This window comes from Streptomyces ortus (assembly GCF_026341275.1).
GTDB classification, from domain to species: Bacteria; Actinomycetota; Actinomycetes; order Streptomycetales; family Streptomycetaceae; genus Streptomyces; species Streptomyces ortus.
In genome coordinates, this window is the sequence record NZ_JAIFZO010000002.1 from 3,378,118 (window position 1) to 3,405,116 (window position 26,999).

At 68.5% G+C, this 26,999-nt stretch carries 26 protein-coding genes and 4 pseudogenes; 16 read left to right on the forward strand and 14 right to left on the reverse strand.

The features are described from left to right. Nucleotides 1-284: 284 nt before the first annotated feature. The gene (locus tag K3769_RS18175) at nt 285-2,021 is read right to left on the reverse strand and encodes an endo-1,4-beta-xylanase (RefSeq protein WP_267027457.1); all 1,737 of its coding nucleotides are present in this window, start codon (nt 2,019-2,021) and stop codon (nt 285-287) included. A 382-nt stretch (nt 2,022-2,403) separates the two neighbouring features. Between K3769_RS18175 and K3769_RS18180 the strand changes: the two genes are divergently transcribed. Next, complete coding sequence (locus K3769_RS18180) at nt 2,404-3,396, forward strand: aldo/keto reductase (RefSeq protein WP_267027458.1); 993 nt, start codon at nt 2,404-2,406, stop codon at nt 3,394-3,396. A 477-nt stretch (nt 3,397-3,873) separates the two neighbouring features. Here K3769_RS18180 and K3769_RS18185 read toward each other — a convergent pair whose 3' ends face one another. Further along, nucleotides 3,874-5,856 (reverse strand): alpha/beta hydrolase, encoded by a 1,983-nt coding sequence (locus tag K3769_RS18185; RefSeq protein WP_267027459.1) that lies wholly within the window; start codon nt 5,854-5,856, stop codon nt 3,874-3,876. Between the two features lie 108 nt (nt 5,857-5,964). Here K3769_RS18185 and K3769_RS18190 point away from each other — a divergent pair, with 108 nt between their 5' ends. From K3769_RS18190 to K3769_RS18200, 3 genes are all read left to right on the forward strand, one after another. After that, nucleotides 5,965-7,197, forward strand: a complete 1,233-nt coding sequence (locus K3769_RS18190) for a sensor histidine kinase (protein WP_267027460.1) — start codon at nt 5,965-5,967, stop codon at nt 7,195-7,197. Then, nucleotides 7,194-7,877: a response regulator gene (locus K3769_RS18195; RefSeq protein WP_267027461.1), complete on the forward strand. Its 684-nt coding sequence runs from the start codon at nt 7,194-7,196 to the stop codon at nt 7,875-7,877. Before K3769_RS18190 ends, K3769_RS18195 begins: the two co-directional genes overlap by 4 nt. Nucleotides 7,878-7,949: 72 nt before the next feature. Further along, entirely contained in the window at nt 7,950-8,180 is a 231-nt protein-coding gene (locus K3769_RS18200) for a hypothetical protein (RefSeq protein ID WP_267027462.1), read from the forward strand. 89 nt (nt 8,181-8,269) lie between these two features. On the opposite strand, the gene K3769_RS18205 is transcribed toward K3769_RS18200, so the two are convergent. Beyond that, the gene (locus K3769_RS18205; protein WP_267027463.1) at nt 8,270-9,544 is read right to left on the reverse strand and encodes an IS701 family transposase; all 1,275 of its coding nucleotides are present in this window, start codon (nt 9,542-9,544) and stop codon (nt 8,270-8,272) included. A gap of 157 nt (nt 9,545-9,701) precedes the next feature. Here K3769_RS18205 and K3769_RS18210 point away from each other — a divergent pair, with 157 nt between their 5' ends. Beyond that, nucleotides 9,702-10,253 (forward strand): helix-turn-helix domain-containing protein, encoded by a 552-nt coding sequence (locus tag K3769_RS18210; RefSeq protein ID WP_267027464.1) that lies wholly within the window; start codon nt 9,702-9,704, stop codon nt 10,251-10,253. Further along, entirely contained in the window at nt 10,250-10,804 is a 555-nt protein-coding gene (locus tag K3769_RS18215) for a transposase (protein ID WP_267026284.1), read from the forward strand. Before K3769_RS18210 ends, K3769_RS18215 begins: the two co-directional genes overlap by 4 nt. A gap of 300 nt (nt 10,805-11,104) precedes the next feature. Here the strand turns inward: K3769_RS18215 and K3769_RS18220 are convergent, their stop codons facing one another. Further along, nucleotides 11,105-11,689: a CGNR zinc finger domain-containing protein gene (locus tag K3769_RS18220; protein WP_267027465.1), complete on the reverse strand. Its 585-nt coding sequence runs from the start codon at nt 11,687-11,689 to the stop codon at nt 11,105-11,107. Nucleotides 11,690-11,854: 165 nt separating this feature from the next. Here K3769_RS18220 and K3769_RS18225 point away from each other — a divergent pair, with 165 nt between their 5' ends. Together K3769_RS18225 and K3769_RS18230 are read left to right on the forward strand one after the other, a co-directional pair. Further along, nucleotides 11,855-13,186, forward strand: coding sequence for an MFS transporter (locus tag K3769_RS18225; RefSeq protein ID WP_267027466.1), 1,332 nt, complete (start codon nt 11,855-11,857; stop codon nt 13,184-13,186). Nucleotides 13,187-13,238: 52 nt separating this feature from the next. Continuing rightward, nucleotides 13,239-14,360 carry an epoxide hydrolase family protein gene (locus K3769_RS18230; RefSeq protein WP_267027467.1) on the forward strand — a complete coding sequence of 374 codons (1,122 nt, stop codon included), beginning with the start codon at nt 13,239-13,241 and terminating at the stop codon, nt 14,358-14,360. A 364-nt stretch (nt 14,361-14,724) separates the two neighbouring features. On the opposite strand, the pseudogene K3769_RS18235 reads toward K3769_RS18230, so the two are convergent. Further along, nucleotides 14,725-15,192 (reverse strand): annotated as a pseudogene (locus tag K3769_RS18235) (Tn3 family transposase); the annotation flags it as partial. 243 nt (nt 15,193-15,435) lie between these two features. Between K3769_RS18235 and K3769_RS18240 the strand changes: the two are divergent. Together K3769_RS18240 and K3769_RS18245 are read left to right on the forward strand one after the other, a co-directional pair. Next, the gene (locus K3769_RS18240) at nt 15,436-16,779 is read left to right on the forward strand and encodes an IS630 family transposase (protein ID WP_267026466.1); all 1,344 of its coding nucleotides are present in this window, start codon (nt 15,436-15,438) and stop codon (nt 16,777-16,779) included. A 74-nt stretch (nt 16,780-16,853) separates the two neighbouring features. Continuing rightward, a complete protein-coding gene (locus tag K3769_RS18245; RefSeq protein ID WP_267027468.1) occupies nt 16,854-17,264 on the forward strand; it encodes a DUF6924 domain-containing protein in 411 nt (136 codons plus the stop codon). Between the two features lie 21 nt (nt 17,265-17,285). Here K3769_RS18245 and K3769_RS18250 read toward each other — a convergent pair. The 4 genes and pseudogenes from K3769_RS18250 to K3769_RS18265 form a co-directional block, all read right to left on the reverse strand. Beyond that, nucleotides 17,286-17,603 (reverse strand): annotated as a pseudogene (locus K3769_RS18250) (transposase); the annotation flags it as partial. A 1-nt stretch (nt 17,604) separates the two neighbouring features. After that, nucleotides 17,605-18,233, reverse strand: a pseudogene (locus K3769_RS18255) (ATP-binding protein); the annotation flags it as partial. Between the two features lie 10 nt (nt 18,234-18,243). Continuing rightward, nucleotides 18,244-18,618 (reverse strand): hypothetical protein, encoded by a 375-nt coding sequence (locus K3769_RS18260; RefSeq protein WP_267027469.1) that lies wholly within the window; start codon nt 18,616-18,618, stop codon nt 18,244-18,246. Nucleotides 18,619-18,828: 210 nt separating this feature from the next. Then, a complete protein-coding gene (locus K3769_RS18265) occupies nt 18,829-19,401 on the reverse strand; it encodes a TetR/AcrR family transcriptional regulator (RefSeq protein WP_267031430.1) in 573 nt (190 codons plus the stop codon). Between the two features lie 144 nt (nt 19,402-19,545). Between K3769_RS18265 and K3769_RS18270 the strand changes: the two genes are divergently transcribed. Then, nucleotides 19,546-20,283: an SDR family oxidoreductase gene (locus tag K3769_RS18270; RefSeq protein WP_267027470.1), complete on the forward strand. Its 738-nt coding sequence runs from the start codon at nt 19,546-19,548 to the stop codon at nt 20,281-20,283. Between the two features lie 305 nt (nt 20,284-20,588). Then, entirely contained in the window at nt 20,589-20,738 is a 150-nt protein-coding gene (locus K3769_RS18275; protein ID WP_267027471.1) for a hypothetical protein, read from the forward strand. A gap of 236 nt (nt 20,739-20,974) precedes the next feature. Here the strand turns inward: K3769_RS18275 and K3769_RS18280 are convergent. Together K3769_RS18280 and K3769_RS18285 are read right to left on the reverse strand one after the other, a co-directional pair. Continuing rightward, nucleotides 20,975-21,172 (reverse strand): annotated as a pseudogene (locus K3769_RS18280) (SDR family oxidoreductase); the annotation flags it as partial. A 252-nt stretch (nt 21,173-21,424) separates the two neighbouring features. Further along, the gene (locus tag K3769_RS18285; RefSeq protein ID WP_267027472.1) at nt 21,425-21,688 is read right to left on the reverse strand and encodes an Atu4866 domain-containing protein; all 264 of its coding nucleotides are present in this window, start codon (nt 21,686-21,688) and stop codon (nt 21,425-21,427) included. Nucleotides 21,689-21,827: 139 nt separating this feature from the next. On the opposite strand from K3769_RS18285, the gene K3769_RS18290 reads away from it, so the two are divergent. Then, nucleotides 21,828-22,709, forward strand: coding sequence for a helix-turn-helix transcriptional regulator (locus tag K3769_RS18290; RefSeq protein ID WP_267027473.1), 882 nt, complete (start codon nt 21,828-21,830; stop codon nt 22,707-22,709). Nucleotides 22,710-22,949: 240 nt separating this feature from the next. On the opposite strand, the gene K3769_RS41145 is transcribed toward K3769_RS18290, so the two are convergent. Beyond that, entirely contained in the window at nt 22,950-23,336 is a 387-nt protein-coding gene (locus tag K3769_RS41145; protein WP_372515154.1) for a cyclic-phosphate processing receiver domain-containing protein, read from the reverse strand. Nucleotides 23,337-23,444: 108 nt separating this feature from the next. Here K3769_RS41145 and K3769_RS18295 point away from each other — a divergent pair, with 108 nt between their 5' ends. The 3 genes from K3769_RS18295 (at nt 23,445) to K3769_RS18305 (ending at nt 24,798) form a co-directional block, all read left to right on the forward strand. Next, entirely contained in the window at nt 23,445-23,696 is a 252-nt protein-coding gene (locus K3769_RS18295) for a hypothetical protein (protein ID WP_267027474.1), read from the forward strand. After that, nucleotides 23,693-23,911, forward strand: a complete 219-nt coding sequence (locus K3769_RS18300) for a hypothetical protein (RefSeq protein ID WP_267027475.1) — start codon at nt 23,693-23,695, stop codon at nt 23,909-23,911. The genes K3769_RS18295 and K3769_RS18300 overlap by 4 nt, the downstream gene beginning before the upstream one ends. A gap of 299 nt (nt 23,912-24,210) precedes the next feature. Continuing rightward, a complete protein-coding gene (locus K3769_RS18305; RefSeq protein ID WP_267027476.1) occupies nt 24,211-24,798 on the forward strand; it encodes a hypothetical protein in 588 nt (195 codons plus the stop codon). Between the two features lie 213 nt (nt 24,799-25,011). Here the strand turns inward: K3769_RS18305 and K3769_RS18310 are convergent, their stop codons facing one another. Together K3769_RS18310 and K3769_RS18315 are read right to left on the reverse strand one after the other, a co-directional pair. After that, nucleotides 25,012-25,812 (reverse strand): enoyl-CoA hydratase-related protein, encoded by an 801-nt coding sequence (locus K3769_RS18310; protein ID WP_267027477.1) that lies wholly within the window; start codon nt 25,810-25,812, stop codon nt 25,012-25,014. Next, nucleotides 25,809-26,999 (reverse strand): CaiB/BaiF CoA transferase family protein, encoded by a 1,191-nt coding sequence (locus K3769_RS18315; RefSeq protein ID WP_267027478.1) that lies wholly within the window; start codon nt 26,997-26,999, stop codon nt 25,809-25,811. The genes K3769_RS18310 and K3769_RS18315 overlap by 4 nt, the downstream gene beginning before the upstream one ends.

The window sequence follows — 26,999 nt, forward strand, 5'->3', positions numbered from 1 at the left end:
GCTCAGGCCAGGTCGAGGGCCACATGACACGCGTCAAACTGATCAAGCGGAAGGGCTACGGCCGAGCCAACCTCGACCTGCTCCGCAAACGGATACTCCTCATGACCTGACCTGACCTGACCTGACCGGCCCCGGAGCACGGGATTTTCAGGAGAACCGGTCGCCCGAACGCGTCAGCGACCCCCCTACTCAACACCCCACCAGCAAAAACACCCCGACCTGACACACCGTCACTGACACCCACCCACCAACCAACCCACCAACCAACCCACCAACCCACCACATCACACAAAGGTTTCGAGCAGGCGCTCATACGCCAGCTTCGGCTGCAGGGCCGCGTCCCAGGGCAGGGAATCGGCCGTGCGCGGAGGATAGATCTTGGTGTCGGCGGTGGAACCGTACCGGTCGGTGAATCCCCATGTGGAGAACGATGTGCAGTTCGGCTCCTCCAGGCAGACCCGCAGCTTGCCCGCCATCTCGTCAGCCTGGGTCTGCCGCCCGTCCTCTTCGTCCTCATCTATGGGGACGTCCATCTCCGACACCCGTGCCTGAACCCCGAGCTCCGCCAGATCCCGCACGTGGCTGCGGAAGGTCTCCGGGTCGATGCGGTCGGCAGGTGCGTACTCATGGTTCTGGAAACCCACGCCGTCGATCGGTACGCCGCGTTCCTTGAGCCGCTCGACCAGAGCGTAAAGGGCGTCCCACCGCTCGCCTTCCTCCTCGACCCCGTACTCGTTGAGGTACAACCGTGCCTTCGGATCGGCCCGGTGGGCGGCCCTGAACGCCTCGTCGATGTACTCCTCGCCCATGGCCTCGAACCACGGGCTCTGCTCGGAACGCAGACCGAGATCCCCGTTGGTGTAGCTCTCCTCGTCGTCGGACATGGGCTCGTTGACCACATCCCATTCCGCGACCTTTCCCTTGAAGTGCCCTGCCACCTTGGCGATGTGCCGGAGCATGGTCCGGCGCACCTGATCGGGGTCGTCGTTCTCCCGCATCCAGTGGGGCAGAGCCTCGTGCCAGACGAGGGTGTGCGCGTGCACCTTCATGTCGTTCGCGCGGGCGAAGCGTACGAGCAGGTCCGCGTCGCGGAAGTCGTAGACGCCCCGGCGCGGGTGGAGGAACTGTGGCTTGAACGCGTTCTCCGGAGTAAGCATGGAGAACTGGCTTCCCGCGAGCGCCCGGTAGCGTGAGTCGGTGAGCAGCGGGTTCTCGGCCAGGGCGGTGCCGACGTCGAACGGCCGCCCCACTTCTGTGGCCCGCGCACGCAGCGAGTCGTCGGACTGTTCCTGGCGTAGCTGCGGCGCCTTGATCACGCGGAGCGAATCACCGCTCTCCGCCCGCGCGTTCAGCTGCGTCAAACGCCATCCCTCGCGGCGCTCGTCGTCGCCCGCGTCCGCCTCCAGACCGAACCAGACCGTACCCTCGGCGAACACCCCCGGGTCCTGCACGGTTCCTAGCTGCCGCCCGTCGGCTTTCACACGGAAGGTGTCACCTATGCTCGACACGGCGAGCGTCACCGTCCCGGAGCAGCCGCAGTCGAAATCCTTGGAGATGGCCGGCTCATCGCCCTCGCCGTCCCATATCTGTACCTTCACCTGTCCGTCGGCGGTCACGCCGACGCGCAGTGAGGGCCGCTCCTGCCGCCACTCGTCGTAGATGACCGGCACCCGTCCGTACAGTCGCAGCCATGAGCCGCCGTCATCGTCACCCACACCGGACATGCGCGCGGTGACGGTGAAGTCGCCGTCGGACCTCAGATGCGGGCCGGCCAGGTTCAGCGGGGGGTTGGGCTGGCCGCCGGAGGAATCCTGCTCCACGATGTGCCGATCCGCAGCGCTGACCCGCAGGATTCCGTTGTGCGCGGTGGTGCCCGGCATGTGCTTCCAGTCGTGGTTTAGCAGCAGGTCTTCGCCGTTTCCGCCGCCTGCGCCTTCGTCCTGCCCCGTACACCCTGCCGCCACCGCCATGACGAGCACCACCGCGGCAATCCGCTGCCACGTCCCCCCACCAAGGGCCACGGCCCCTCCCACTCTCTTGACCGAGACGAGATCAACGTCTCGTAGCCGGGCCACAGTTCATCACACATGCTCGTGAAAGCCGGAGGCCAGTACTCCCCTCTGGCTTCGCGCTCTTGTCGCTGGCCCTGCCGGGAACGGGTCCGGCCGCCGGGCCGCTGCACCCGCTGGTGAAGACGGCCGGGACATGCGCGGTGGCCGGGCCCTGGGGCGGCCTGCTGCCGGTGGACCGCTTCAACCCCTCCCCCGCTCCCGCCGCGCCTGACCTGCCGGTGGGGACCGGCCCTCCGGCTTGACTTCGGGCGCGCTCCAGGTCCTAGCGTCGCAGGCATTCGTCAGCCCTTGAGGTACCGCCCGGTCCGCTGGGCAGGAGGAGTATCCGCGCATGATCACCCGAACCACGCTCGGCTCACCCGGCCTCACCGTCAGCGCGATGGGCCTGGGATGCATGGGGATGAGCGAGAGCTACGGCGCCGCCGACTGGGACTGCGGCCTCGCCACCATCGACCGAGCCCTGGAACTGGGCATCACGTTCCTGGACACCGCCGACGCCTATGGCACCGGACATAACGAGGTGCTGGTGGGCCGGGCCGTCCACGGCCGCCGGGACCAGGTACAGGTGGCCACCAAGTTCGGCATCGACCGCAGCGCCGGGGACCGGGCACGCCGCATCCGCGGTGCCCGGGACTACGTACTGCGTTCCTGCGACGCCTCGCTGCTGCGGCTGGGTGTCGAGGTGATCGACCTGTACTACGCCCACCGCCCGCCCCAGGATGTGGAGATCGAGGAGACCGTCGGGGCGATGGCCGAGCTGGTCCAGGCGGGCAAGGTCCGCCATCTGGGCCTGTCCGAAGTCGACGGCGAGCTGCTGCGCCGGGCGCACGCGGTGCACCCGATCACCGCGGTGCAGAGCGAGTACTCGCTGTGGACCCGCGACGTCGAGGCGGTCACCCCTGTGATGGCCGAGCTGGGGGTCGCACTGGTGCCGTACTCGCCGCTGGGGCGGGGGTTCCTGACCGGCGCCCTGGACCGCTCCACGCTGGGCGAGAAGGACTTCCGGCGCACCAACCCCCGCTTCGCCGGCGAGGCGGGCGAGGCCAACGAGGAGATCGCGCAGACCGTGCGCGAGGTGGCGGAGCGGCTGGGTGCCACCCCGGCCCAGGTGGCACTGGCCTGGGTGTACGCCCAGACCTCGCGGCTCGGGGTGGCGGTGGCGACCATTCCGGGCACCCGCAGCCCGGCCCGGCTGGAGCAGAACGCGGCCGCGCTGGAACTCAGCCTGGACGTCGAGGCACTGGCCGCGCTGGACCCGCTGAGCGACCAGGTGACGGGCGAGCGCTACACCCCCGCGCACACCGCCGAGGTCGCTCGCGGTTAGGACTGCAGTCCGACTGCGCGATCTTGTCGCGTACCCGGCCGGGAACGGGAACGGCCAAGGGCACGGGTACGGGTACGGGTACGGCCAAGGGCACGGGTACAGATGCGGGTACGCGGCGAAAGGCCCGCGCTCCTAAAACTGGGCCTGGATCCACTTCGGCGCCGGCCGGCCTCTCGCGTACGGCGCTGGACGGCGCACCCGCCGCCACCGTTCACACCAGGACCGCCGCCCTCCTCGGGGTGGAAGTCCTGACGGGGTGAGCCCGTCCCTGGAGGGGGCGAGACACCCACGCCGCGGGAACCGTCCAACAGCCGGGAAAACAACGTGAGCTGGAAGCTGGGAAGGCAGCCTGGGCCGGGCAGGGATGTCCCTGCCCGGCCCACGGCGGGTCCGGATGCCGGCGCTACGGGCGGAGCGGGCGCCGTCGGCCCGCGTTCCGGTACACCGGTCCGGCAGGCTGCGGAGGCGCCGGCCGTCTCATCCGGTGACGGCCGTGGCGGCGAGCGGGCGGCGCCGGGAGGTGCGGATCGCGAGGAGGACGTTGGCTCCGGCGACGGCACCGAGGACGGCGGTCGCGGGTATCAGCAGCCCGCTCCCTGCCAGAGCGCCCAGCAGTGCGCCCAGCCAGGCGCCGAGAAGGACGAGCATCGGTGTGGTGGTCCGCTTCGAGCCGTCCGGGTCCGCGTCCGGCCGGGCCAGGTACACCCCCAGGCCGACCAGCAGCCCGGTGCCGGGCACCACCACCGCGAGGCTGGTGATGAACCACTGCGGAGCGAAGATCCAGGCGAACAGGACGCCCAGGAGCCAGCCGGCGAGACCCAGGGGTGCCGTGCCGAGCAGCCGGATCCAGCGGCCCGCCAGGCGGCCAGGCGCGCCCCGGCTGCGGCGTCGGCGGGCCAGCAGTACCAGCGCGAGCAGAGCGAGCAGCGGCACTCCGGTCACACCGGCGAGCAGAAGACCGGCGATCAGCGACATGCTCATCGGGACGGCGGTGAAGTCGACCGGACGGCGCTCGAATCGCGAGCTGTCGACGCGGCCGGAGTCGTAGAAGGTGGTGAGCAGGTGCGTGCCCGCCCTGGGTTGCTGCTGCCAGAAGTCGGCGGTGTGTCCGATGCCGGGCAGGACCACCTCGCTCCCCCGGCTCAGTGAGGGCAGCAGCTCCTTGGTGGCGTTGACCGGCGGTGTGGAGAAGTCGAGTTCGCCGCCGATCAGCAGGGTCTCCACGGAACTGGGGCGCACGGTGCGGTATTCGGCGTTGTCCGGGCTGTCCGGCCACACGGTGGAGAATCCGTTCGGGCCGCCCCAGAGGAAATCGGTGGAGGAGTTGCCCAGGATCGATCCGTGATCACCGCCCCGGCCGTAGTAGGTCCGCATGGCGGGCGCGTCGATCATGGCGAAGGAGGCGAGCTCTCCCCACACCGTGGAGCTCGGCAGCGTGACATCCGCCAGCACCGACATGGCCCACAGTGCGCCGGGTCCGCCGTCGAGGTAGGCGTCGATCACCGTGGGCGCGTTGCCGGGTGCCGAGCCTTCGCCGTTCATGTGCATGGAGTACTGGCTCAGGATGCTGACGTTCGTCTTCTTGATCCTGAAGGGCCCCCATCTGCTGGGCATGTCGGCGACCCGGGAACGGATGGTGGCGGCGAGGTCGGAGGTCTTCGCGTCGCAGGCGCGGTCGGCCCGGCAGAGGTCGGCGTACTGGCCGAACTGCGTGTCGGTGATGCGGGGGTCCCAGTACAGGTGTCCGGGCGGGTTGACCGAGATCATCGCCGAGCGCCGGAGTGCGTCGGGGTGGCGCCATGCGTAGATCATCGCGGTCCGGGTGCCGGCACTGGAGCTGAGCAGGTTGATCCGCCGGTAGCCGAGCGCTTTGCGCGCCGACTCCATGTCCTCGACGCGCTGGACCGCCGAGTAGCCGGTCAGGTCGACGCCGGAGCGCTGCAGCCGGTCGGCGCACCGTTCGAAGGCCCGGCGGGTGTGCGGCAGGTTCTGCCCGCCGGTCATGTCCGCCGACGACTGGAGCGCGTTCGTCACTTCGTCGCAGTCGAGGCGGGACGAGCCGTCGACGCCGCGGTAGCCCACCAACACGACGTCGTGGTTCTTCGTCAGGCGGCCTGCCTGCGGGAAGTCCATGTTGGACTGTCCCGGCCCGCCACCGAACCGGAAGACGGGCTCACCGGCCGGCTTCGAGGCCGCCCGGATCCGTACGACCGGCAGGGCGATCAGCCGGGAGCCGGAGTCGCGCCGGTTCTCCGCGACCACGAGAGTCCCGCAGTCGGCGGCCACGGAGCCGTCCTCGGTGTCGTAGGAGCACGGTTTCATGGTCAGCGAGTCCGGCTTGGCACCCTGCGGGACGCGGATGGTGGAGTCCGGCCACACGAGGACGGCGGCCAGCACGAGCAGCGCGGCGGCGATGCCCGCCACGACGAGGGAGCGACGGCGGTGAGGGGAAGAACGCATGCCGGGAAAGCTAGGGGTGCGCGGGTCCCGAAGCGTCACGCCGGGCGGTGATCGTCTGTCCCTCCGGAGAGTGACGCCGGACCGCTTCCGCCCCGGCACAATGGCCGGATGTCCCGCACTGTGTACCTGGCCGCGGCTGGACGGATCCGCCGGTGGACGGCCCGACCGGCAGCGCGTGACGCGCAGAGGTCGCTGGCCCGCCAGGCCGTGTCGGTCGCGCTGATGTGCGCCGCCGTCGACGGTCTGAACTTCCTCACACGGGGCCCGGATCCGGGCCCGTGGACGCCCGTCCTGCTGGCCGTGGTCATCGCCGCCGACGTCACGCTCGCGACCGCACCGAGATTCTCCGGCTGGGTCGCCGTCATCCACGCGGCGGTGGGTGTCGCCCTGGCGTTCGTGATGCCGGGACGCAATCCGAGCACGGCCGGCCAACTGGTCGGCTCCTACCGGGCCGGTGCCTGGCTGCGCGGCCGGTCCTCCGCCGCCGCCCTGATCACGGTATGCGCCGGAAACCTGGCCTCGATGGTCATCACCGGACTCACCGCTCCGGTGACGTTACTCGGTGTCGTCGCCGCCAACGCCCTGCTGCCGTGGCTGGTGGGCCGATACACCACCGCCCGTAAGGAGCACGTGGAGGAGCTGCGCCGCCAGCGGGAGGCAACGCTGCGCGACGCGGAGGCCGAGATCGCCGCCGCGGTGACGAGGGAACGCGAGACGATCGCGGTCGAGCTGCACGACGTCATCTCCCACCACGTCGGCGCGATCGGCGTCCACACGACGGCGGCCCGGCTGAACCTCACCGGCACGGCCGTCCCCCATGACAGCCCGGTGCACACCTCGCTCGCCGCGGTGCAGCAGTCAGGCCAGGCGGCCATGACGGACCTTCGGCGGCTGCTGTCCCTGCTGCACGACGGCAGCGACTCCACCGACCAGCCCGGAGTCACGATGCTGCCGGAGCTGTTCACCAATCTGCGCGCCTCGGGTCTGCACGTCATGTTCGTCGTGTACTGCTCACCGCCGCCCCTCACGAAGGAAGTCGACATCACGGTGTACCGGGTGGCACAGGAGATGATGACGAACGTTCTCCGGCACGGGGACGGCCGGGCGGCACGGGTCGAACTCGACTGCGTGGACGGCTGCGTGGCCCTCACCGCCCGCAACCGTGTCGCCTCCCCGGCAGCGGACGCACCGCACGCATCCCCACCGCCGGGGTCCGGGCTCGGCCTGCGCGGCATGCGCAAGCGGGCGGAGGCGCTGGGCGGTTCAGGGACCTTCGGCGTCACCACGGACGGGAACTACTGGGAATCGAGCGTGACGATCCCGCTGGCAGGTGCCCGGTGACGCTGCGCATCGTGATCGCCGACGACCACGCCATGTTCCGCTCCGGCTTCCGGGCCGTGCTCGATGCGCAGCCGGACATGGAATGCGTCGCCGACGTCGGCGACGGAAGCAGCGCCGTCGAGGCCGTTACGTCACTGGCACCCGACCTCGCCGTCCTGGACGTCCGCATGCCCCGACTCGACGGGCTCGCCACCGCACGCCGCATCCGGTCCGCGGGACACCCGAACGTGAAGATCATCCTGCTCACCTCGTTCGGCACCGACGACTACCTGCGTTCGGCGCTGTCGGCGGGGGTCGCCGGTTTCGTTCTCAAAAGCCTGCCTCCCGACGAACTCGTGACCGCGATCCGCGTCGCGGCTCGCGGCGACACCTACCTGGATCCCTCCATCACCAGCCGCCTCGCGCCACGGCTGGCCGACGCCCTCACCCCGGCTCCCCCCGCGCGTGACCGGGCGCCGGGCCTCGAACGCCTCACCCCGCGCGAACACGAGGTGTTCCTGCTCGTGGCCAGGGGATTCTCGAACGCCGAGATCGGCGACCAGCTGTACGTCGGCGAACAGACCGTCAAGACCCATGTCTCACGCGTCCTCGCCAAACTCGGACTCCGGGACCGCGTCCACACCGTCCGGTTCGCCCATCACCACGGGCTCATCGAACCGCACGACACCTCGGGGCTGTGACCGGTAGTGCGTGCACCACTGACACCGCACGGCGCACCGCCCGGGGAAGGCTTGGGGACCGAATCCGTCAGCATGGGGCCCGATGAGTTCGCCCCGGACGGTGAACCACCCAGGGGGCCCTGTCACGTCCAGGACCGGGCCGCCCGTCTCGTCGATGCCGGCCTCAGCCACGACGATGACCAGGCCACCGAACCTGCTGCGCGCAGTCTCAAGGAGCATCTCGATCTCGTCCCGCTTCGACCCATCGAGGCGGGCGCCGATGGCGCGGGAGCCTTCGGCTTCGATCGCCGCGACGAACGATGACTATCTAGTAGTACTTCGTTAGGTTCTTGTCCTGGTTCTGCCGGTTTTGAGGGGGCGATGGCAGGTGGTGCATGTGCCGGTCCAGCACCTCAGCAGGTCTTGGAGTGCGTCGAGGGTCTGGTAGAGGCTCGGGCTGGTGCCTCGGCTTTTGGGTCGAGCCTGCGAAGGGTGAGGAAAGCCTGGGCAGCGGTGACGAGGGTGACGTGGTGGTGCCAGCCGCGCCAGGTGCGGCCCTCGAAGTGGTCCAGGCCCAACCCGTGCTTGAGCTCGCGGTAGTCGTGCTCGATCCGCCAGCGCATCTTCGCCCACCGCACCAGGTCAGCTGCCGGAGTGGCGGCAGGCAGGTTCGATATCCAGTAGTCCGTCGGGGCGTCCTGGCCGTGCGGCCATTCGACCAGAAGGGTCTGGGTGGGCAGGACACCGTCCCACCGGTTGCGGCCGCCGCCCGCTTCCTGAGCGGCCGCCAGGGACTGCTTGCCCGCGGGCCGCACCGTCAGCACCGTGAACCGCGAGGTCATCGCGCCCTTGGTGCCCTGCCGCCAGGTCACCTCGGTGAACTGTTCGGCACCCACCTCCGCCGCGAGGGCGCGGACGGCTCGCGGCGGAGTGCGATAGCGGGCAAGAGGAGGCGGCCCGAGCCCGCCGTAAGCGGGCCGGTGCGGCTCGGCATCCTCCGGGTGAGCGACTTCCTTGCCTTGCAGGGCAAGGACATAGGACAGTCCCCGTTCCTGGAGACCGATCCGCAAGGGGGTGCTGACGCCGTAGCCGGCGTCAGCGACCACGACGGGCGCCTTCAGTTGCCACTGGGCGAGTGTGTCCAGGAGGCCGAGCGCCAGACGCCACTTCTCCTGGTGCACCACCTCATGGGGCACGCCCGCTCTGCGGCACCGGTCCGGCCTGTCCGTCCACTCCCGCGGCAGATACAGCTGCCATTCCAATGGGCACGAGGCGGTGTCGGTGGCCGCATGGACACTGACCGCGACCTGGCAGTTCGCCCGTTTACCGACCGCTCCGCAATACTGGCGGGCCACCCCGACCGACGCCTTGCCGCACTTGGGGAACGACACGTCGTCGACCACCCACACCTCAGGCTTCACCACCTGGACCAGACGCTCGGCAATCCGCCGTCGCACCGGCGTCCATTCCCACGGGGACTGGCTGACGAACTGCTGCAGCGCCTGCATGTTGCCGTCCGGCAGCCGCTCGGCCATCGGCTGGATCGACTTGCGCCGGCCGTCCAGCATCAGCCCCCGCAGATAGCACTCGCCCCACCGCCGCTGATCCTTGCGCGGCACCGAAGCGAACGCGTTCTCCACGAAGAGCGCCAACCCAGCCCGCAATCGGTTCACTTCATGCGTATCCACACACCCAACATGCTCTTGATCAGCGAAAACGCATAGAGCTAACGAAGTACTACTAGTGCTGGATTCCTCTTTCACTGGGTATATGTCCTGGTGGCGGGGTAGTTGAGGGTGCTCGGGGGCGGGTGCTGGGCGATGGTTTTATGGGCACGACCGGAGCGTGACGAGGACGAACGGGCCGTTCGTCCGGCGCCTGTCACGGGCACGGAAGGCTCCGCGGGATGCGGTGATGCGGGCCCGGATGATCGAGCTGAGCTGGTCGGGGCTGCGGGTGCCGGCGATCGCCGTGGAGCTGGACTGCAGCCAGAAAACGGTCCGCTGCTGGCTGCACCGCTTCAACCGATCGGGCCTGCAGGGACTCGATGATCTGGGCGGGCAGGGCCGCAGACGACGCATCACCGAGCAGGAACGATCCCGGATCATCTCCCTGGTCAAGACCGTGCCGCCGGGGCGACTGCGGTGGGAACCCGTCGGAGAACTGTGGGCCTTCGACGAGTCCGGGCCGGCCGAGTGGACACTGGATTCTCTGGCCGCGGCCGCGCGGGCCGAGAGGATCGAGGTAGGCCGCTCACAGGTGCGCCGTATCCTGCTCGCCGAGGGCGTGCGCTGGCGCCGCACCCGGTCCTGGATGCGGTCGAAGGACCCGGACTTCGTCCCAAAAGGACAAGGATCATCGGCCTCTACACCCACCCGCCCGACGACGCGACGGTGATCTGCGCCGACGAGCTGGGGCCAGTGATCCCCCGGACCTTCCCGCCCGCACCCGCCTGGTCACCCGACGGACGCCGGATCAAAGCCGAGCTCGATTACAGCCGTGGGCCCGAGAAAACCTGGGTCTACGGGGCTTTACGCGTCCGGGACGGCCAGCAGATCACCATGACCGCTTCCTCCCGTAACAGCGTCTTCTACCAGCGGTTTCTGCAACAGGTCGAGGACGCCAACCCGACCGGGGAGATCTGGATCGTCACCGACAACTTGTCCAGCCACAACAGCCTGTCCACCCGGACCTGGCTCGAGGAACATCCCCGCATCCACCACTCTTTCATCCCCGTCGGCGCGTGCTGGCTCAACCTCCAGGAAGGCTGGTGGCGCATCTTCCGCAAGGCCGCCCTCGCCGGCCGGTCGTTCGCCAACCCCGACGACATCGCCCAGGCCACGACCCTCGCAACCGACCAACTCAACTCCCGTGCACGTCCCTGGGTTTGGGGCAGAGCGGCACCACCAACCCGCTCTCTACGACGCCGCTATGTGTACCTTCTTTGAGGAATCCAGCACTAGTTGGTGTGGAGCAGGTCGGCGTAGGTACCGTGGTCGATCACCCGGCGGTCAGTCGGTCCGTTTGGGATAGGGGCGGAGAGCACGCGCCTTTTCGGACTGATGCCAGGGTCACGCCGCGTCCTGGACGATCGGACCGTAGATCTCGCGGCCTCGGGCCTGCATCGCAGCTTTCGTTGCGATGCAGACCGCGTCGCGCGGAATACCCTCGGAGGTCCGAACGAGTTCGTCGAAGGCGGCCTCGGACGAAACCCCGGCGCCGACCTGGCAGGGTCGGGCCCCCGGCAATCAACGGGGGCTGCGCCGGCTCCGGTAGGCCGCGACGCTGGCCCGGTGTGCGCAGGTCCGGGTGCAGTACTGCTTCGAGCCGTTGCGCGAGAGGTCCACGAAAGTGGCCCGGCAGGTCGGCCCGGCACAAACGCCGAGACGAGCGGGACCGAGCGTGGCGATCACGGAGGCCAGTGCGCTGAGCGTAGTCGCGGCAAGGTGCGCCGAGCAGCGGTCGGTGTCGGAGGTCACCTCGGTCCACCAGCGGTCCTCCTCGTGGCGCAGTACCGGGGTGGCGCGGCTGCGACGCAGGCCGTCGTTGATCAGAGCCACAGCTTCGACCGCGTCCGCGTTCGCCCGTTCGAGCACCTCACGCACCGTATCGCGCAACGCGCGGACTTCCGCCAGGTCGATGCGGGTGAGATGCCGCTGACCGGCCCCTTGGTTCGCGGCCGAATTCGGAGGCACCGCTGCGGGATGGTCGTCAAGGAAGTCCCGGAGCTGCTCCACGGTTTTGAGCGCGTCCTCCCCCTTGATCGGCCTCAAGGTGTTGGCCAGGTCGACGGCCGTCTGGACCACCCATGGACTGTGATACGCATCCTGCATTTGACGTGTCTCCTTACTGCTCCGTAGCGTTACACGCAAAGGGGATTTAGCGTGTCACAGCATACTCGGCAGGGGACGACGCCGCAGACGATCCCGTCTGGAGGGACACCGGCACCGAAGCGAATTGACGCCCCCGACGGGCGTCGGCTGGGGCTGGCTTTGGGGATGCTGGTGCTGCCCATGTACGTGGCACTGGGAGCGCCGTCGGTAGCCCTGCCGGCCATCGGCCGCGCATTCGCGGTGCCGTTCGGGGCCACCGCATGGATTCTCGCCGCGTGGTCGCTGACCTCCGCGCTCGCGATACCGGTCGCGGGTCGGCTGCTGGCCCGCTGGAGTCCCTTCCAGGTCCTCGTCGCCGGGATAGTGGTGCTCGCCGCGGGCTCCGCGCTCGCCGGAGCCGGGCCGACACTGGCCATCGTGATCGGCGGCCGACTGATCGGCGGCGCCGGGGCGGGCGCGACCGTGATCGCCGTCTTTGCCGCGGCCACCGCCCTTCCCCGGCGGCAACGGATCCGCGCCCTGGGAATCATCGCGGCCGCCAGCGCGACGGCGTCGGGGTGCGGGACGCTGTCGGGCGGGGCGGTGACCGCATGGCTCGGGTGGCGTGCCGTGCTCGCGATCCCGGTCCTCGCGCTGCCCCTCCTACTGGCCGCATTGCCGAGTTGGCGGGCGCTGACGCGGAGCGGTAGCGGCGAGCGAAACGGCCCGACCGGGCGACTCGATATCGTCGGCGCGGCCGTGCTTTCGGTACTCGCCGGCTCCTTGATCACGTTGCTGCAGGCACACTCGGTCGGCCTGCCCGCTCCAGTCACTCTCGTCGTGGCTGCCGCCGGCGCGCTCGCCGCCGTGGGACTGTGGTGGCGCGTTCGAAGTACGCCCGACGGCTTCGTGCCTCGGCGGATCATCGCATCCCGCGGATTCCTGGCGGCCGGGCTCATCGGCGGGACCGTCTTCGCCGGCTACTACGGCATGCTGTTCCGCGCCCCGTCCCTGATCGAGCAGGCCACGGGCGGTGGCCCCCTGGAAGCCGGCGTGCTCCTGGTCCCGGCCGCCGCCTGCTCGGTGCCGGCCGGGCGGCTGGTCGGCACCTTGACCGACCGATTCACCGGCTGGCAGGTGTCGGCCGGGCTTGCGGCACTCACCGTCGTCGGTGTGCTCGTGGTCGCGATCCTCACCGGGCCGGTCCCGATCGTCGTCGGCACGGGGCTGACCGTGTGCGGGTTCGCCGGCGTCCAGGCCGTACTGGTGAGCCTCGCGCCGGACCTGGTCGCCGCGGACGACCGCGACACCGCCCAGGGCCTGCTCAACTTCATGAACGCCCTGGGTGGCGGGATCGGTCCGGCCGCTGTCGCGGGTCTGTCCGGCATCGTGCCGGTGCCGGTGGCCCTCGCCATGCTCGCGGCACTCCCCCTGGCCGGACTCGTCCTCAGCCTGACCCGGCGCCCTACCGCAGACACCCGCCCCGAACCCGACGCCACCCATGGGAGCCGGCGATGACGATCCACCCGCATCTGACCCGACAACACCTTGACCAGTAAGGAGCCTTGCCATGTCCGCTGAGCCATTCGAGGTCAGCATCACCGACGCCGAGATCGCGGACCTGCGTCAACGATTGCGACGGACACGGTGGCCCGAGCGCGAGCCGGTGGACGACTGGTCGCAGGGTTTGCCATTGGCGTACGCGCAGGAGCTGTGCCGCAGTTGGGCCGAGGACTACGACTTCGGGTTCGCCGAGCGGCTGAACGTGTTCCCTCAGTACCGCGACACGATCGACGGGCTCGGCATCCACTTCCTGCACGTCCGCTCGCCGGAGCCGGACGCGTTTCCGCTCGTCCTCACGCACGGGTGGCCGGGTTCGGTGCTCGAATTCCAGGAGGTCCTCGGCCCGCTGACCGATCCGCGCGCGCACGGCGGGGATCCGGTGGACGCATTCCACGTGGTCGCGCCGTCGTTGCCCGGGTACGGCTGGAGCGACAAGCCGTCGACCACCGGGTGGGGCATCACTCGCACCGCGCGCGCCTGGGACACGTTGATGGTCTCGCTGGGCTACGAACGGTACGGCGCACAGGGCGGTGACTGGGGTTCGGCGGTGTCCGCGGTGCTGGGCGAGGTGGCGCCCGAGCGGGTCGCCGGCGTGCACCTGAACCTGGGATCCGTGGCGGCGGGCACGTTCGACGACCCGACGCCCGCGGAGCTGGAGAATCTCCAGGCCGAGAAGGAGATGCAGCGCACCGGTCGGGGGTACTCTGCGATCCAGGCGACCCGGCCGCAGACACTCGGCTACGGCCTCACCGACTCCCCGGCGGGGCAGGCCGCCTGGATCGCCGAGAAGTTCTGGGCGTGGACGGACAACGACGGCCATCCCGGCGACGCGTTGTCGCGGCAGACGATCCTCGACGAGATCTCCGTCTACTGGTTCACCGCGTCGGCCACGTCGTCGGCGCGCCTGTACTGGGAGAGCTTCGCCAACTTCCGGGACAGGGTGACCGCGCCATCCGGGCTGTCGGTCTACCCGCGCGACATAACCCGCCCGTCGAGGCGGGAGGCCGAGCTGCGATTCACCGACCTGCGCTGGTTCGAGGAGCTGCCGCGCGGTGGCCACTTCGCCGCGCTGGAGCAGCCGGAGTCGCTGGTCAAGCAAGTACGCGGGTTCTTCCGCCTGTTCCGCTGACTGCCCGTGCACCCTTCCCCCCGGGGAAGCCCGCGCCCAGGGGACGGTCTTGTCCGTGCGCCCGGTTACCGGCACGACGACGGCCACACTCGGCGAGCGGACGCTGGGGATCATCACCCTCGCACGAGGAGTCGGCCTTCGAATGGCGCAATAGCACTACGGTGCGAGACACATCGGTACGCATAGCGGCCCATCACGGCGTCAAGAGCGGCGCCAACCAGGGCAAACGGCCACTGGGTCAGCCAGATGGAAAAAATCCAACGGCCCAGCACTCACGGCACTCACGGCCCTGACAGAGGTCAAGGACGGGCTGAGAAGCTGTCCTATGTTTTGGGGCGGGCTGTGGGCCTCGGCGGGGGTGGAGTCAGGCTGCTTGACCGTAGCCGTCCGTGCCGGGGGCGTCGCCGCGCAGCGGGCTGAAGTCGACGTCCGGGGTGAATTTCACGGTCCTCTCCTGCTCGACCGGATCGTTGCCGGTGATAACCCCGCCGTTGCCGAAGCCGATCCCCGGGGAGAAGCTGTTGACTGCCTCGACCTTGTTCGTCGCGGCGGTCACCCGGCGGCGCGGCGGGGCGTCCGAGAGATAGCGCGGCAACTGGACGGTGCGGATGACGCGGCCGACCTCGCGGAAGGCGGTAGAAGGCGGTGCAGGCCGCGTTCTTGCGTGACCCGGCCCGCAAGCGCCGCAGCAGCAGGGTGAGGAGATGACGCCCTCGCGCACCGAGATCGCCACCCGCAACAGCTGCCGGAACTGGAACTCGATCAGGTCGAAGTCGATGACATTGCAGCCACGCTCTCCGAACAGGGCGTCGATGTGCACGTACTCGGCTGACTTCGTGGGCCGCTAAAGGGTCAGCTCCTTCCAGTTCCTGATCCTGATCCTGGGCATCAGGTCGAAGCCCGAGAGGTGCGCGAGCGCGAAGACCGGAAGGCCCTGCCGGGCAGCGCGGCCGCGTTGCAGGCAGCTCCCGAGATGCCGCTCACCATGCAACCGGAGGGCGTGGCACGCATGCCGCGAAACCCTCTCTAGTGTGATGCGCCAGAAATCCTGTTGATTAGTTACTACCCTGTTGGCATGTCGCATCCGGGGCCCTCTGCTGTGGAGATCACGCTGTCCGAGGCCGAGCGCCTCGAGTTGGTGAGCTGGACGGAACGGCCGCACCGGCGTTCGGCCGAGAAGGCCCGCATCATCCTGGCGTGTGCTGAGGGCATGTCGAATGCGGCTGTGGCGCGGGTCGTCGGGGTCCAGGCCAAGACGGTAAGCAAGTGGCGTAGGGCCTTCGCCGCCCAGCGGATGGCCGGGCTTGAGGACGCCGGCTGGATCGGCCGGCCGAAGGCCGACCTGGTCTTGGACGATGCCGAGCGCAGGCAGCTGCAGCAGTGGGCGCGGCAGGCGAAGACCGCCCAGTTCCTGGCGTTGCGAGCCAAGATCGTGCTGCGCTGCGCGGAGGGCGGCACGAATCAGCAGGCCGCGGCCGACCTCGGCGTCGACAGGTCGACCGTAGACCGCTGGCGGGCCCGGTTCCTCGCACATCGCCTCGATGGTCTGCAGGACGAGCCGCGCTCGGGTCGGCCGCCTTCAATCCTCCTCGACCAGGTCGAGGAGATTGTCGTGGCCACTTTGGAGTCGGTCCCGGGCCAGGACACGCACTGGTCACGGGCCTCCATGGCCCAGCGCACCGGGCTGTCGAAGTCCACGATCGGGCGCATCTGGAAACGGTTCGACCTCAAGCCCCACCTGCAGGACTCCTTCAAGCTGTCCACCGATCCGCAGTTCGTCGCCAAGGTCGTCGACGTGGTCGGTTTGTACCACCACCCGCCCGAGAAGGCGGTCGTGCTCTGCGTGGACGAGAAGTCCCAGATCCAGGCACTGGACCGCTCGCAGCCGGTGCTGCCGATGATGCCGGGCATGCCCGAACGCCGCACCCACGACTATTACCGGCACGGCATCACCAGCCTGTTCGCCGCGTTCAACATCGCCGACGGCACCGTCATATCAGCACTGCACCGCCGCCACCGGGCCATCGAATTCAAGAAGTTCCTGATCCGGATCGACAAGGCGGTGCCCGCCGACCTCGACGTGCACCTCGTCTGCGACAACTACGCCACCCACAACACCGCCGAGATCAGGACGTGGCTTGGCAAACACCCTCGCTTCCACGTCCACTTCACCCCCACCGGCTCCTCCTGGATGAACCAGGTCGAGCGGTGGTTCGGCCTGCTGACCGACAAGCTCATCCGCCGCGGCGTCCACACCTCGGTGAAGGCACTCGAGGACGACATCACCGTATGGATCGACAACTGGAACAAGAACCCACGGCCGTTCACCTGGACCAAGACAGCCGACGAGATCCTCAACTCCCTCGTCGACTACCTCGCCAAAGTCGGAACTACCGGTCAAAAAACACAGCAGAACTAATCAACAGGATTTCTGGCGCATCACACTAGTGCTGTGACCGGATTGGTTCACCGGGTTGGCGGTACTGTCCGCGCATGAATCAGCTCCCCTGCACTTTGGAAGCCCTCGTTGTGCGCACCGACTTCTCGGCAGACGGTGCGTGGGACGCTCTGCGGGCGTCGCTGTTCTCGCCCAGCAAGGACGGTTTCTTGGCCAACGTCGCAGTCGTCGATGACCGGATGTACGGGGGTTTGACATCCGACCAGGCCCTCGACCTGATCCCCGCGGCGTACCAGCATCCGCTTCTTGTCTTAGCGGACTCTGTAGCCCTCGCCTCGACTGAACGGCCACTCCTCGTGCTGGACCTGCAGGGTGAGCGTGGGCGTGGTGTCCGCGTTGTGGCAGCCCAGCTGTGGAGCATTGAGAACAACCTCTCGGGCGCGAACATGGACTTCGAGGAGTTCGCCGGCGCCGTCGACGAGGACGGCGTCTTCCGAGGTTTCTGAGTCACTGGCCGTGGGGCGGTTTTAGGCTGCGGACGCGCTGGGGCGCCCGCCCCAGCGGATGCCCTTCTCGCTGCGGCTGCGGGCGCGTTCCTTGCGTTCTGCGGCCAGGACGTCGCGGTGGCGGGCGTTGGCGTTGCGCCAGCGCAGGTAGGCGTGCAGGGCCCGTGTCTGCACGGTGTGGTTGGGGTGGTGGGAGTTGGCGATGGTGAACTGCCGAAGTGGTCCGAAGTGGGCTTCGATCGGGTTGGCCCAGGAGGCGTAGGGCGGGGTGAAGCACAGTTCGACCTTGTGGTTCCTGGCCCAGCGGCGGGAGTCGGCGCCTTTGTGGGCGGACAGGTTGGGACGCGATCGCCACGCTGTTCTTTTCCTCGCGCTCGGTCAGAACCTGGAACAGTAGTTCGGCACCGCGCCGATCCAGCTCCATATACCCCAGCTCGTCAATACAAAGAAGATCGACCCGTCCGTAGCGGGCGATGGTCTTGGTCAGCAACTTCTCGTCGGCGGCCTCCACGAGTTCGTTGACGAGCTTGGTGGCCAGGACGTACTTGACCCGGAAGCCGGCCATCGCGGCCTCGGTGCCCAGCGCGATAGCAGGTGTGATTTGCCGGTGCCTGAGTCGCCGATCAAACACAGTGGCAGCCCTTTGCGGACCCACTCGCAGGAGGCCAGGGTGTGGATGGCGGCCGGGTCGATGGCGGGGTTCGCGTCGAACTCGAAGGTGCGCAGTGCCTTCTCCCGGGGGAAGCCTGCGGCTTTGATCCGGCGCTCGGAGCGACGGCGGTTGCGGTCGTCGCGCTCGGCCATCAGCAACTCGGCCAGGAACCCGCGATACGTCATCTGGTCGCGGGCGGCGGCGGCGAGTTCGGAGAACTGGCCGCGCATCGTGGGCAGACGCAGGTTGCGGCAGGCGGCATCGATGGCCGCGTCGGCGGCCGGTTCGGTCAGGCCGCGGTGACGGGTGACGCTCATGGCGGACTCCTTAACTGGTGGGACGCTCGGCAGGTGGCCGGGTATGGCGCAGGAGTTGGTCGTAGGCGGCCACCGAGGGCAGCGGGCGCGGGTCGGACGGCAGTGCGGCCAGCCGGCGCGCGATTAGCGCCACCACCACAGGGTCGATCCGCCCCGGTGCCGTGTCCGGGCCCGGCTCGCTGGGGGTCTCGCGTTCGGCGGCCCGGCGCGCTTCCAGGGCCACCGCGTCCGAGGTCAGGGCCCCTGCTTGCAGGGCGGCGGCGATTCCGGCGATGACGTGGTGGTGACTCATGTGCCGGTGCAGCAGCAGGACCTCGATCAGCGCCCGGGTGCCGGCAGCATCGCCGTGTGCGCGTCGGGTGGCCTCCCACCAGGCGTCGTGCACCGGAGTAAATTTCCCTGCCGCGCGGGCCTGGTCCAGCGCGGTGGCGCCGGGCAGTGCTCCGGGTGGCTTTATCGAGCAGTAGTGGGTTCTGGCACAGATCTTGGGGAGTGGTCGCGGAGGGTTACGTCACGATCGGACCGCTGGGGGGTCTTACCAGATCTCGACAGTCCCGGACACGCCCGCAGAGGCAGAACCATGCGCGAGTCGTCCTCATGGGCGGACCGTGAGGCCGTCGAGGGTGAGGTCGAGCAGGCGTTCTGCTTGCTGCCGGTGTTCCGCACCCGCCGAGGTGAGGGCGATGCCTTCCAGGGCAGCGCCGATGTCGGCGGGCTGAATATCCGTGCGGATCGCCCCGGCGGCCGTGCAGGCGTCCATGAGTGAGGTGATGGCAGCCTGGATCATTTCCCGGCTGTGACCATAAGGATTGCTTCCCGTCGCGGCCATGGCACGCAGGGCGTCGATCATGCCGTACTTGGCGGTGACGTAGTCCAGGAAGAGGCGTGTCCACGCGCGCAGGGCCTCTGTCGGCGGCTTCCGCGCAAGCAAAGCGGGGGCGGCATCGCACAAGTGGGCCACCTCGTTGCGGTAGACCGCTTCAATCAGGGCCTCCCTGGTGGGGAAGTTGCGGTACAGGGTCGCACTGCCCACGCCTGCTTCCTTGGCAACGCGTTCCAGGTGCGCGTCCAGCCCCTCCGTGGTGAAGACGCGTACAGCGGCCGTAAGGATCTTCTCCCTGTTGCGCCGTGCGTCAGCCCGCAGCGGCCGGAGCGTTCCATCAGTCATCAGCGCTCGCCATTCCTCTTCGAAGGCCTTCAAACTTGCTAACCGGGCGCGCCCCCACTTAGGGTGCAGATAACTGGGGGCACCTCCGTTTCCACTGTAGGTCACTGCATCGACCTACGCGCACCCCTAGAAAGGAAGCCGATCATGTCGGGTATCCAGGGAAAAGTCATCGCGATCACAGGTGCCAGCAGTGGCATCGGTGCGGAAACTGCGGCCTATCTCGCCGAACAGGGCGCCCGGCTCGTACTCGGAGCCCGCCGCGAGGACCGACTGAAGGCCGTCGTGGACGGCATCACGGCGAAGAGCGGCACTGCCATCGGCGTCATCGTCGACGTCACCCGTCGCGAAGACCTCCAGCGCCTGACGGGCACCGCTCTCAACCAGTACGGTCGACTCGACGTCCTCGTCTCCAACGCGGGCACGATGGCCGTCTCGCCGTTCGACGACCTGCGCCAGGACGACTGGGACGCCATGGTCTCCACCCACATCACCGGTCTGCTCAACGGCATCGGGGCGGCCCTGCCCATCTTCCGTCGGCAGCGCTCCGGCCAGTTCGTCAACGTCGGCTCCACTGCGGCCTACGTCGTCAAAACTCCGCAGGCGGTCTACGCGGCCACCAAGACGGCGGTCAAGGTGCTTACCGAGGGCCTACGCCAGGAATCGGGTCCTGACCTGCGCGTCACCCTCGTGTCTCCCGGCTTCACCAACACCGAAGGTGTCGGCAAGGGGGCCAGCCCCGAAGCAGCGGCGGCGATGACGCAGCAGAGGGACGAGATCGCCATGCCACCCTCGGCGATCGCCTCCGCCATCGGCTATGCCATCGAACAGCCCGATGGCGTCGATGTCAGCGAGATCGTCGTCCGCCCCACCGTGCAAGCCTGACAGTGGCGAATCGAGCTCCTCGAAGTCCCGTACTGGCAAACGATGAAACCCTCGAATGACCAACGCACCGCCCACGGATGATCATTTAATCGCGATAGTGCAGGTGCGTGACTGTGGGTACGGGTTTTCGGCGGCTCCACCGGGGTGCCGTCGGGGTCCGGGCGGCGCACGGTGTGGACGGCGAGCGCGGCCATGAACCGAGAGGCAGCGGCCGCGCGCCGTCGGGGCCGGGATCGGGGCCGGGATCGGTGGCCAACTCGCTTAAGGTAGGCGCCGGATCGGAACCCGGCTGCGCAGTTCGTACGGTGTTCGCCCGCGATTTTCTGGCCAGTCCTGGCCTACGCCGCGAGATCCACGGCGGGCTACAGGTTGCGGAGAACAAGAACAGCGCCAACACCGTGCTCCACTACGGCAAGGCAAGGACGGCGCCCCGGCCCGGACAACCAGCATGCTGAGCCCCCGATGCTCGCCCTGCACCTGCTCCAAGCCGCGCTCGTAAACGTCAACACCCTGCAGGTGCAGCAGGTCCTGGCCGAACCGGCCTGAGCATCAAGACTGAGCGACGAGGGCCGGCGCGGCCTGCCCGCGCCGTTCTGGTCCAACGTCCGCCCCTACGGGACCTTCCGCCTGGACATGGACCAGCGACTCGACCTGGGGCTCACGGTGCCCACGGCTGATCGGCCCCGTCTCGTCAGACGGCGGTGAAGCCGCCGTCTGCGGGTACCACGGCTCCGGTGATGAAGCTGGAGCGTGGTGAGGCGAGGAAGCAGAGAACCTCGGCGATCTCTACGGGCTGTGCGACTCGGCCCAGGGGCTGGGCGTCGGCGAACGATGCGAGGTAGGCACGGCTGTCGGGGCGGACCGTGTCGAGGACATCGGTGATCACCAGCCGGCGCCCTCCTGAACGAAGAGTTCGGCGGTCGCCGCACCGATCCCCCCCCGGTCGCGCCCGTGATCAGGGCCACCTTGCCCTCAAGACGTCGTCCGGTCATGAATACGGTGCTTCCCTTGCGTTTGATAAGCGTCTGTCAGCGACTGCTGCCTGACTCGGGCCAGCCGGCCCACTCCCACGAGGAGTTACTCTCCCCGACCCGAGCAGTTGCTGCCCGAACCCCGTTGTCCCGCAACGCTCGCCGCCCCGCTACGACGGGCTCGACTCCCGGTACAGGACGAGGTGTTCGTGGTAGAGCACTCCGTCGCGGATGTCCCCCGTGGCGGTGAACCCGGTGTCGTCGACGTAGTCCAGGTGATTACCGGTGACCGTGTAACGGCCGGTGTACGCGCTGGCCCGCCCGCCGCGAGCCTCGTCGTAACGGCCGTCCGGCAACAGCTCCTGCCGGATGTGCCCGTCCTCGGTCACCCACATACCCACCACGTCCACGTGGTCGTCCTCGATCGCGGCCATGGCGACCTCCTCTCCTCGAACGGTGCGGTCCTTCCCGCTCCTCCGAGTCTGCGCAGGTCAGCGATGAGTGACCAGGACGCTTGCTGCCTGGGTGCACCACACCCAGGCAGCGCGGCGGTCCGCCGCCTAGCCTTGGAACATGGACGACAACCGCATGGGGGACTTCCTGCGCGCGTGCCGCGCCGCCCTGCGCCCGCACGACGTCGGGATGCCGAGCCACGGGACCCGCAGAGTCGCCGGGCTGCGCCGCGAGGAGGTCGCCGTCCTGGCCGGAGTGAACGCCGACTACTACACCCGCCTGGAACAGGGCCGCGAACGCAACCCCTCGCCCCAGGTGATCGACGCGCTCAGTCACGCACTGCACCTCGACGAGGACGCCAGGGCGCACCTGTACCGGCTGGCCGGGGCCGCTCCCGCCGAACGGCTGTCGCCTCGCCGCACCGAGCGCGTCAGCCCGGCCCTGCGACAGCTGATGGACGGTTACCCCAACACACCGGCGTTCGTCATGAACAGGACCCTCGACCTCCTCGCGGTCAACGCGCTGGCCCAGGCCCTCTACTCGGCGTTCACCCCGGCGGACAACCTCGCCCGCATGACGTTCCTCGACCCGGCCGGCCCCACCTTCCACACGGACTGGAACCGGGCGGCACAAGCCACCGTCGCCAACCTCCGCGAGGCGACCGGCTTCGAACCGGACAACCCGCGGTTGCGCGAACTGGTCGGCACCCTCGCCGAGCACAGCGCGGACTTCGCGCGCCTATGGCAGTCCCACAGCGTGCGAGGCAAGACGCGGGGCGCCAAACACCTCCTCCATCCGGACGTCGGCCCGCTTACGCTCACCTACCAGGCGTTCGACGTACGCGAGGCACCCGGCCAGCAGCTCGTCATCTACCACGCCGAACCGGGCAGCCCCAGCGCCCACTCCCTCCGCCTGCTCGGCTCCCTCCACGCGACCAGGCGCCAAGACGGCTCACAGCACACAGCCGATCAGCCAACGCGCCCCGGAGACCCGCACCGATAGTGCGACTTCGCCGCACCGCGTTTCATAGGTGGTCGCTCGTGAAAACTGCCCCATGTCCTGCGCGGCCCCCGCGGGCTCCGCTTGCTGGACCGGCAAGGGCAAGGTAGCCATCGAGTAGCGCACCGCCCGCTTACGCCTCGTACCACACCTCGCCAAGGCCCTCAGCGTGCAAGATCGCCTACCTACCCGGCCTCCCGATGCGGCGGATCGCCGACCATTACGGCAGGGGCCGCTAGCCACTCATTGGGCGACGGCTCGTCGAACGTGGTGGTTCCAATGTGAAAGGGATCGCACAACAGTTTCGGCCCCGATGGGGTTGGCGCTGTGCACGTAGACAGTACCGATCTGGAACGGGACGCCCTGAAAGCCTGCCTCCTCCAAGAGGGTCACCACCGGCATGATGCTGTCATCTCCGCCGAGGTCATGGTCAAGCCAGAGCTCGTCGATGAAAAGGTCCGCTGCGCCGGTGACTCTCTGTGTGAGAGCCCGGAGGAGCGTTCCTGGCCCCGCGTTGTGCAGGCGGTCCCGGTCTTGTGCAGGCGAGTGCGTCAGCGCCCCCGCCGCGGGTTCGGCGGGCTTCGCGGATGTCAGCCCGAAACCTCGGGCCGTTGTGACTGCGGCGGACAGAAGTAGGCCTCAGGCCCAGAGGGTTGACGGCGGAGGTCGTGGCCGGAACCCGGCAGGCCATTGTCACGAACTACGCTGACATCCCCTTCCAGCATTCCGGGGAGCAGCGTGCCGCCGTCGTTCGCCTACCGGATAACCAAGTACAACCCTGCCGACCGCGACGAGCGCGGGCACCACAACGGCGCTGAGGACACGGTGAGCGAACACGGGCCGGTCGAGGCGTCCTACTTGGAGGCGGGGGCCGCCTTCGCGCAGGAGTCGGGCATCGACAGGCTGGAGATCCGTGAACCGGCGGTCACCAGTTTCGCGGAACCGTCACGTCCTCGCCCTACGCCGCATACCTTGAAAACCCAGAGGTGACACAGGCCGCGGACGACGACTTCTGGGAACGAGTACGGGAACGAGTACGCACAGAACTGGCCGCACCGCGGATCCTCCTCCTGGAGGAGACCCACTTCCGCAACGCCACCCGCTGGCACCGTCTCACCGAGAACAACCTCGATATCATCCGCATCATCCGCGCCGCGCTCGGCCCCCGCGCGCTCCTGGCCCTCTGGGCCGGACCCCACCCCTGATGTCGATACGGTCCTTGCCGCGTTTCCCGAAGACGAACCCGTGGACTTCGTCTGGGAGGCGGCCACGGAACGATCCACCTCTGACCAACACCGACACAACCCACCACCAGCGCACCACTTCGGCGGTAGGCGCAAAGGCAGCCTGCTCCTCGCGGCGTAACCGACGAACGCTCAAGACCACGGGGACACTTCACGGCGGGCCTCATCCATTCGAGTGACACTCGCCGACCTCCTGCAACCACACGGTGCACACGCCAGTCGTACACCTCGCATCCGCACCCGTACCTCTTGGGGGACCCGTGAACCAGCAGCATCCGCAACAACCAGGCTGGGGGCAGCCCCCGCAGCAGCCCGGATGGGGCACACCGCCTCCGCCGCCGAAGAAGAACAGCGCTGGAAAGATCATCGGTTTCGGATGCGTCGGCGTCTTCAGTCTCTTCGTCATCCTGGGCATCTTCAGCTGGGCCCTGGGCAGCGATGACGAGAGCAAGGACACCAAGAGCGGCAGCGCCTCCGACACCGCGGCCGGAGAAGCGGCTGCCGAGCCGAAGAAGGACGCACCCGCCAAAACCAAGAAGGAAGAGGCGTCGCAGGTTGTCTTCAAGGTGTGGGGCAACGCCCCCGCCGGCAGCCTCGGCCCGCTGGACATCACCTACGGCTCCGACACCGACACCCGCAAGGGCACCTTCAAGGACGGCTCGTTCGAAGCCACCCTCCCCCTCGATGACGACGCCTTGTACTTCAACGTCATGGCACAGCTCCAGGGCTCCGGGGACATCAACTGCTCCGTCACGATCGACGGGCACGCGGAGAAAGCCCACGCGGCCGGCGGCTACAACATCTGCAACGCCCAGGCGAACAAGGGAATCCTGGGTGGTTGGGACTGACCACGACTGCCTACGTACCTGACCCCGGCCGGCTCCCGTACGCGGCCGGGCCGCCGTAGCCCAGCACACAGCCCCTCGCCGTCGAGGCGTTCGCTCGTCCCGTCTCCGACCTGACTGTGTCCCACTTACGTTCCGGGGGAGCCAGTGCCTGACACTACGCCGCCGCCCAAGCCCGACACCCACCAGACCTCGGACGACGAGATCGCCGGCGATTCAGTGCCCGGGCCAGTTCGGTGGGCGTTTTTCCCGGAAGGCTCGGACGCCCTCGCGGCTGTCCTCGCTGTCCAGGGCTGCCATCAGCGCGGGCAGTTGGGTCGCCCGCGCCTCCTGACTGGTCAGGTGCGCGGTGCGCTGCACCATCTGCTTGATGGCGCGCAGCGAGGTGGGAGCGCAAGCGAGAACGTCGGCGACCCAGCGGTTGACCGCCTCGTCCAACTGCTCGGCCGGCACCACCTCGTTGACCAGTCCCATCCCGGCGAGTTCAGCAGCGCTCGCCCGCCGCCCGGTGAGCAGCATGCCCATCGCCCGGGTATGGGGTATGCGGCGGACGAGCTGGGTGACTCCTCCGTCGAGTGGGACGCGTCCGACTCGGGGCTCTGTGAGCCCGAACTGGGCGTGTTCGGCCGCGACCACGATGTCGCAGCCCAGGACCATCTCCATGCCACCGCCGAGGGCGTACCCGTTCACCCGGGCGATCACAGGGACGTCGAGGGTGGTGCGCAGGGACAGGCCGCCGAAACCGTTGGGGTCGAGAGTGGCCCAGTACTCCGAGCCGGTCCTGCCGGTCTCTTCGGCGGACATGTCGGCGCCGGTGCAGAACGCTCGGTCACCTCCGCCGGTCAGGACGACGACACGGACCTCGGGGTCCGACTCGATGCGTTCCCAGGCCTCGTTGAGGTGCTGGAGCGTCCTGGCGCCGACGGCGTTGAGCACCTTGGGTCGGTCGAGGGTCACACGGGCGACGTGCTGGTCGATCTCCAGGCGCACTTCGTCCACGGAGGGCGCCGCGGTCACCGCAGGACACCCTTCTCCACCAGCGCAGCGATCCGGGCGTCGTCGAAGCCGTGTTCCCTGAGGACTTCGGAACTGTGCTCACCGAGCTGCGGCGGGCAGTGGCGGACGGCCATGCGGGCGCCGGAGAGCAGGATGGGCGCGGCGACCGCCCTTATCTTGCCGGCCACCGGGTGGTTCATCTCCACGATCATGTCATTGACCGCGGTCTGCTCATCTGCGAGAGCCTCTTCCAGAGTACGCACCGGGGCGCAGAGGATGTCCTGCTCCTCCAGTCGTCGGATCCAGTGGTCCGTGTCGTTGCCGGCGAACCGCTGCCGGAAGATCGCCTGGAGCTGTGGGCGTCGTTGGAACTGCGCCTCCATGGTGGAGTACTCCTCTCGCAGCGAGAGGTCCTCGTCCAACTCCAGGGCTGCACAGACCGCGCGTAGCGGGTTCTCCTTGAACGCCCCGACCATGCAGACCGCGCCGTCCATGGTCGGGAAGACGCCACTGAGCGGCATGGCGGCCCAGTTGACCTCGTAGCCGCGGTTCAGCTGCGCGCAGGCCTCCTGCATCTGCATGTGCAGCATCGAGTCGTACATGCTGACTTCGACCTTCTGGCCCTCGCCGGTCCTGGTCCGGTTGAACAGCGCGAGCAGGATGCCCTGCAGCAGATGCATGCCGGTGGTGTAGTCGCCCAACGGTGTGGGGTAGACGGACAGCGGCAGGTCCGGTGACTCGCGGCGCCACATCACCCCGGAGTAGGCCTGGCTGATCACGTCCTGGCCGCCCTTGTGGCTGTACGGGCCGGCGCTGCCGAATCCGGTGCCGGAGGCCCAGATGAGACGAGGGTTGATCGTCCGCAGGTCCTCGTAGCCGAAACCGAGCCGTTCCATCACACCGCCGCGGAAGTTGCTCACCACCACGTCTGCCGTGCGGACCAGACTCAGGATCACTTCCTTGCCTTCGGGTGCGCGGACATCGACGCTGACACTGCGCTTGTTCCGGTTGATGGCGAGGAAGATGGGTCCGTCCAGACCGTCCCGGTCCGGGAAGGACGTGCGGGAGAGGTCGCCGGTTCCGGGGCGCTCGATCTTGATCACGTCGGCGCCGTAATCACCCAGCAGCTGGGTACAGCTGGGACCCATGAAGACCTGGGTGAAGTCGAGAACGGTCACACCGTCCAAGGGCAGGCCGTCGGTGCTCAT